This window comes from Mycobacterium sp., assembly GCF_039583805.1.
In the GTDB taxonomy this organism is placed as follows: domain Bacteria; phylum Actinomycetota; class Actinomycetes; order Mycobacteriales; family Mycobacteriaceae; genus Mycobacterium.
Map to the genome: position 1 here is coordinate 2,255 of NZ_JAVKSH010000004.1, position 5,344 is coordinate 7,598.

Genomic DNA, 5,344 nt, shown 5'->3' on the forward strand with positions numbered 1-5,344 from the left:
CCGACAGGTCTGTGCCGACAGGTCTGTGCCGACAGGTCTGTGCCGACAGGTCTGTGCCGGTCTGCGGCTGCGTGAAAAGCTCTGGTGTTCAGTAGCATTCAGACAAACCCGCACTTATGGGAGCAGGCCGGGAGACTCGCGCCGCGTCGGCCACCGCGTGAGTTGCGCGATGCACGGCACGTCCGTGGCACATGCCGCTGCGTCACCGGCCGGAAAGTGGCTGGTATCGCACAGGGTTTTGGGATGCTTACAGCGTTCCGTCCACTGGTTTGCGCGCGTCCGCCTCGGCCTTGGCCACCGCTTCGAGAATGGCGGGATCGGTCTGCGTGGTGAACCAGTCGGCGATCTCGTCGCTGTCGTCCCGGGGCGCTGTCATCTGGTTCTCCACCGGCGAGGGCTGATACCGGTACACCCCGTCCTCACCGGGTGCCCCCAGCAGTTTGGTGAACCCCTGCAACGCCGCACTGAAGTCGCTCGGCACCACCCAGACCTTGCTCGCTTCGCCTTGGGCGATCTGCGGCAGCGTCAACAGATACTGGTAAGCCAGCAGCTCCGGAGTGGGCCGGGCCGCCTTGATCGCGGCAAACGTCTTCTCGATCGCCTTGGCCTGACCCTGGGCCTGCAGGTAGGCGGCAGCCCGGTCGCCCTGGGCGCGCAGCATCCGCGACTGACGGTCGGCCTCGGCGGCCAGGATGGCCGCCTGCTTGGCGCCCTCGGCGGCGAGGATCTGCGCCTGCTTCTCACCCTCGGCCTGCTTGATCGCGGACTCGCGCTGACCCTCGGCGGTCAGGATCATCGCCCGCTTCTCGCGGTCGGCTTTCATCTGCTTTTCCATCGACGCCTGGATGGACGGCGGAGGGTCGATACTGCGCAACTCGACACGCGCCACCCGCAGACCCCAGCGGCCGGTGGCTTCGTCGAGCACGCCGCGCAGCTGGCCGTTGATCTGGTCGCGCGACGTCAACGTCTGCTCCAGCGTCATACCGCCGACCACGTTGCGCAGCGTCGTGGTGGCCAGCTGCTCGACGCCGACGAGGTAGTTGTTGATCTCGTAGACCGCGGCCTGCGGACTGGTGACCTGGAAGTAGACGACCGTATCGATGCTCAGCGTCAAGTTGTCTTCGGTGATCACCGGTTGCGGCGGGAAGGACACCACCCGCTCGCGCAGGTCCACCCGGGCCCGCACCCGGTCGATGAACGGCACCAGCAGGGTCAGCTGTCCGCTGATCGTGCGGCTGTAGCGGCCCAGCCGTTCGATCACCGCAGCCTCGGCCTGTGGTACCAGCGCGACGGACTTCGCCACCACCACGACGGCGAAAATCACCAGGAACGCCAGGAAGATCAAACCAGCTGCCGCACCCTGCATCGGGAACTCCTCTTCTAGACGTTTTTCCAGACCACCGCGGTGGCGCCGTCGATGTGCATGACCGTCACCCGCTCACCGGGTTCGTAGACGTCGTTGTCGTCGAAGGGCCGCGCAGTCCACACCTGACCGTCGAGCTTCACCTGACCCTCGTCGCGGGCCACCCGGTCGAGTACCAGCGCGCTCTTGCCTTCCAGCGCCTGCAGGCCGGTCGGTGCTCCCCCGGCAGGGGTAAGCCGTCGTCTCAGCGTCGGGCGGACCACCACCAGCAGCAGCACCGACACCAGGGCGAAGACGATCCCGTCGGCCCAGATCGGCCAGTCCAGCAGCCAGCTCGATCCGGCCGCAGCCAGCGCGCCGCCGCCGAGCATCAGTAAGAACATGTCCCCGGTCAGCGCCTCCGCGGCGGCCAGCCCCAGGGCGACGATCAGCCAGGTCAAGGCGGCGGGCACACCGCCAGAATATCGCGTGCGCTGCCCCGACGCCGGTGAACAACTAGACTGCCAGACCATGTGGTGCCCCAGTGCGACACTCTCCGTCTGGGCCAATGCGTGGCTGGCCGGCAGGGCTGCGCCCGACGACGTCCTCGATGCATTATCGTGTTGGGCGCCAAGACAATCGGTGATGGCCGACGATTCCGTCGCCGCGGGCCGGGCCGGCTTGGCCTGGCCGGACATTGACAAGTCCGGAGCGGCGTCGCTGCTGGGGACACTGCGCAGCGCGGCGGGTCGGGCGCCGGCATCCGGCCCTTCGGTCGGCGTGGTGCTTCCGGTGCCCGGTGATGTCCGCGGGCTGCCCGCCGGAACCCAGTTCGAAAGCGATGCGCTGGCTGCGGGCGAGGCGGTGATCCTGGCCAGCCTCGCCAATCGCGATGTGGCCGTTGGACTGGTCCCGGAATTCGCGTACGACGAGTCCGGTGACGACGCCGGCGTGGCCGAGGTGTGTGAGGTGACGTGGACGGTCTACTCGCTGCCGGGCCCGCTCGTCCTGGAGCAGCACGAGCTCGGCGCAGCGGAGCACGCGTTGCGGTCAGCGGTGCGCTCGGCCACCGAGACACTCGCGGCCGCCGGGCTGGGATCCACGATCGCCGACGTCGCTGATCCGCGCCGATGCGTCGAACAGCTGGTGGAATCCGCCCGGCAGCATCGGATTCCCGATCACGCGCCGGCACGCGCAGTGCGAGTGCTGGAAAACGCTTCGCATATCGACGCGATCATGACGGTCAGCGCCGCGTTGACGCCGATTGCCGCGCAATCGTTGTCGGAAGCCCAGATTGCCGGCAACGCCCTTCGCGCATTGGCCCCGGTTGTGCGCTCAGCGCGAATGGCCGCGCTGAGCGTGATCTTGCACTCGGCCTGGTACAGCTGAATCGCCGTCGGCGACGCAGTGTGGCGGACGGCACGGTTCCCCGTTGGTGCTGGCGCCGCAGCCCGGCACCGGGTCGGCGCCGATCACCCGGGAAGGCTCGCGGCCGGCTGAGAGCTCGGTGATCAGCTGAACCGCCAGGCGGGCGAATCGCCGGTCGGCGTTGGGCGTGCTAACCCTCGCCAACTCGATGCCCAACTGCTGCGCCTGCAGCCTCAGCTCGTGGTCGAGGTCCCAGACCACCTCCACGTGGTCGGCGACGAACCCGATCGGGCAGACGACGACGGCCTTCACGCCGGCCTGCCCAAGCGTCGAAAGGTGTTCGCCGACATCGGGTTCCAACCATGGGACCTGTGGCGGCCCAGAACGCGACTGCCACACCAGGTCGTACTCGCGGTAGCCGGCCTCGGCGGCGACCAGGCTTGCGGCGTACGCGACCTGGCGACTGTAGAGCCGCGGGCCGCAGCGCTGATCCGCGGCGACCGGGATGGAGTGCGCGGTGAACACCAGCCGTGCCTCCGCAGGCACCGTCGCTGCCGCCGCGTTGACCGCCTCGGCGAACATCTCGACGAACAGCGGGTGGTCGAAGTACGGCCTGAGCTTCACCAGCTCCGGTGCGCCGTCGCCGGCTGCCGCGCGGGCGCGGGCGATGTCCTCGACGTACTGGGTGCAGCTGGAATAGCCGCTCCACGCCGACGTCGTGAACACCGCCGCACGTCTGATCCCGTTGTCGCGCATGGTGATTACTGTGTCTTCGATGTACGGTTCCCAGTTGCGGTTGCCGAAGTACACCGGCAGGTCGAGTCCGGCTTCGGTGAGTTCGACGCGCAGTTGGGTGATCAAATCCCGGTTGATGCCGTTGATCGGCGACACCCCGCCGAAATGCAGGTAATGCTCGGCGACCTCGTCGAGACGCTCGGGTGGCACCCCGCGGCCGCGGGTGACGTTCTCCAGGAACGGCCGCACCTGCTCGGGTCCCTCCGGCCCGCCGAAGGACAGCAGCAGGACTGCGTCACATCGCGTCATAGCAACTGGGTGTGGGCGCCGCCGTCGGCGTAGATGATGTCGCCCGTGGTGGCCGGCAGCCAGTCCGACAGCACTGCGCACACAGTCTTGGCGACCGGGGTGGCGTCCTTCATGTCCCAGCCGATCGGCGCCCGCTGGTCCCAGCCCTGCTCAAGCAACTGCATCTGCCCGCTGGCCTCCTCGCCGAGTGCACCCCCGACGATGGCACTCATCGCCAGCGTCCGGATCGGACCGGCTGCAACGAGATTCGAGCGCACCTTGTATTGCCCGGCCTCACGCGCGACGAACCGGTTCACCGACTCCAGCGCACTCTTGGCGACCGTCATCCAGTTGTAGGCCGGCATCGCCCGGCTCGGGTCGAAGTCCATGCCGACAATGGCGCTGCCCGGGCTCATGATGGGCAGCACCGCCTTGGCCAGCGATGCGTACGAATACGCCGAAATGTGAATGCCTCTGGCCACGTCCTCGTACGGCGCGTCGAAGAACGGGTTGATGCCCATCCCGGTGGGTGGCATGAAACCGATCGAATGCACCACGCCGTCAAGCTGATTGCCCTTTCCGATCACCTCGAGCACTCGCTCGGCCAGCGTAGCCAGATGCTTCTCATCCTGCACGTCGAGCTCCAGCAGCGGCGGCTTCTGCGGCAGCCGGTCAAGGATGCGCCCGATCAGCCGCAGCCGGTCGAAGCCGGTGCATACCAGTTGCGCGCCCTGCTCCTGCGCCACCCGGGCGATGTGGAACGCGATCGACGCGTCGGTGATGATCCCGGTGACAAGGATCCGTTTGCCGTCCAGCAGTCCTGCCATGTGTGTCCTTCTCTCAGTGGCCCATGCCGGCGCCGCCGTCGACGGGGATCACCGCGCCGGAGATGTATCCGGCGTCCTCGGAGGCCAGGAAGCTGACGACTCCGGCGACCTCGTCGGTTGTGCCGATGCGGCCCAGGGGAATTGCCTGCTGCGCCATTTCCACGTACTTAGGCTCCATGGCACGGGTCATCGCGGTGTCGATGAAACCGGGGGCAACCACGTTGGCGGTGATCGACCGCGACCCCAGTTCCCGGGTCAGCGAACGGGCCATCCCCACCAGCCCGGCCTTGGACGCGGCGTAGTTCGCCTGCCCCGGCAGACCGGTCAACCCGACCACCGAGCCCATGAAGATCAACCGCCCGAACCGCTTCTTGATCATGTTGCGCGAGGCCCGCTTTGCCACCCGGAACACCCCGGTCAGGTTGGCGTCGACGACCTTGAGGAACTGTTCCTCGGTCATCCGCATGATCAGCATGTCGGAGGTGATGCCCGCGTTGGCCACCAGCACCTCCACCGGGCCCTGGTGTTCTTCGACGGCGGTGAACGCGGCGTCGACGGCCTCGTAGCTAGTGACGTCACACTCGACACCGAACACTCCGTCGGGCGCGCCGGAGGAGCGGTGCGTCACGGCCACAGTGTGGCCGTCGGCGGCCAGCCGGCGGGCCACCGCCAAGCCGATCCCCCGGTTTCCTCCGGTGACCAGCACTGACCGTGACACGAACGGCGGCCCGCCTGCGGCGTGGGCCTCGGAGGGCGTCACGGTGTCTTTCCCAGTCACGGTGTC

Annotated in this window: 6 protein-coding genes; 1 reads left to right on the forward strand and 5 read right to left on the reverse strand. The window is 67.7% G+C overall.

The window, feature by feature from the left end; all coding sequences use genetic code 11:
• Positions 1 to 247 precede the first annotated feature (247 nt).
• A complete protein-coding gene (locus tag ABDW21_RS00785) occupies positions 248 to 1,366 on the reverse strand; it encodes an SPFH domain-containing protein (protein ID WP_343600662.1) in 1,119 nt (372 codons plus the stop codon).
• 14 nt (positions 1,367 to 1,380) lie between these two features.
• Positions 1,381 to 1,815, reverse strand: a complete 435-nt coding sequence (locus tag ABDW21_RS00790) for an NfeD family protein (protein WP_343600663.1) — start codon at positions 1,813 to 1,815, stop codon at positions 1,381 to 1,383.
• Positions 1,816 to 1,873: 58 nt separating this feature from the next.
• On the opposite strand from ABDW21_RS00790, the gene ABDW21_RS00795 reads away from it, so the two are divergent.
• The gene (locus ABDW21_RS00795; RefSeq protein WP_343709942.1) at positions 1,874 to 2,731 is read left to right on the forward strand and encodes a hypothetical protein; all 858 of its coding nucleotides are present in this window, start codon (positions 1,874 to 1,876) and stop codon (positions 2,729 to 2,731) included.
• On the opposite strand, the gene ABDW21_RS00800 is transcribed toward ABDW21_RS00795, so the two are convergent.
• The 3 genes from ABDW21_RS00800 to fabG1 are packed head-to-tail and all read right to left on the reverse strand — an operon-like array spanning position 2,678 to position 5,320.
• Entirely contained in the window at positions 2,678 to 3,754 is a 1,077-nt protein-coding gene (locus ABDW21_RS00800; protein WP_343709943.1) for a ferrochelatase, read from the reverse strand. The two genes, ABDW21_RS00795 and ABDW21_RS00800, sit on opposite strands and share 54 nt — an antisense overlap.
• Positions 3,751 to 4,560, reverse strand: coding sequence for an NADH-dependent enoyl-ACP reductase InhA (inhA, locus tag ABDW21_RS00805; protein WP_343709944.1), 810 nt, complete (start codon positions 4,558 to 4,560; stop codon positions 3,751 to 3,753). Before inhA ends, ABDW21_RS00800 begins: the two co-directional genes overlap by 4 nt.
• A 13-nt stretch (positions 4,561 to 4,573) precedes the next feature.
• Entirely contained in the window at positions 4,574 to 5,320 is a 747-nt protein-coding gene (gene fabG1 / locus ABDW21_RS00810; protein ID WP_343600684.1) for a 3-oxoacyl-ACP reductase FabG1, read from the reverse strand.
• Positions 5,321 to 5,344: the final 24 nt, after the last annotated feature.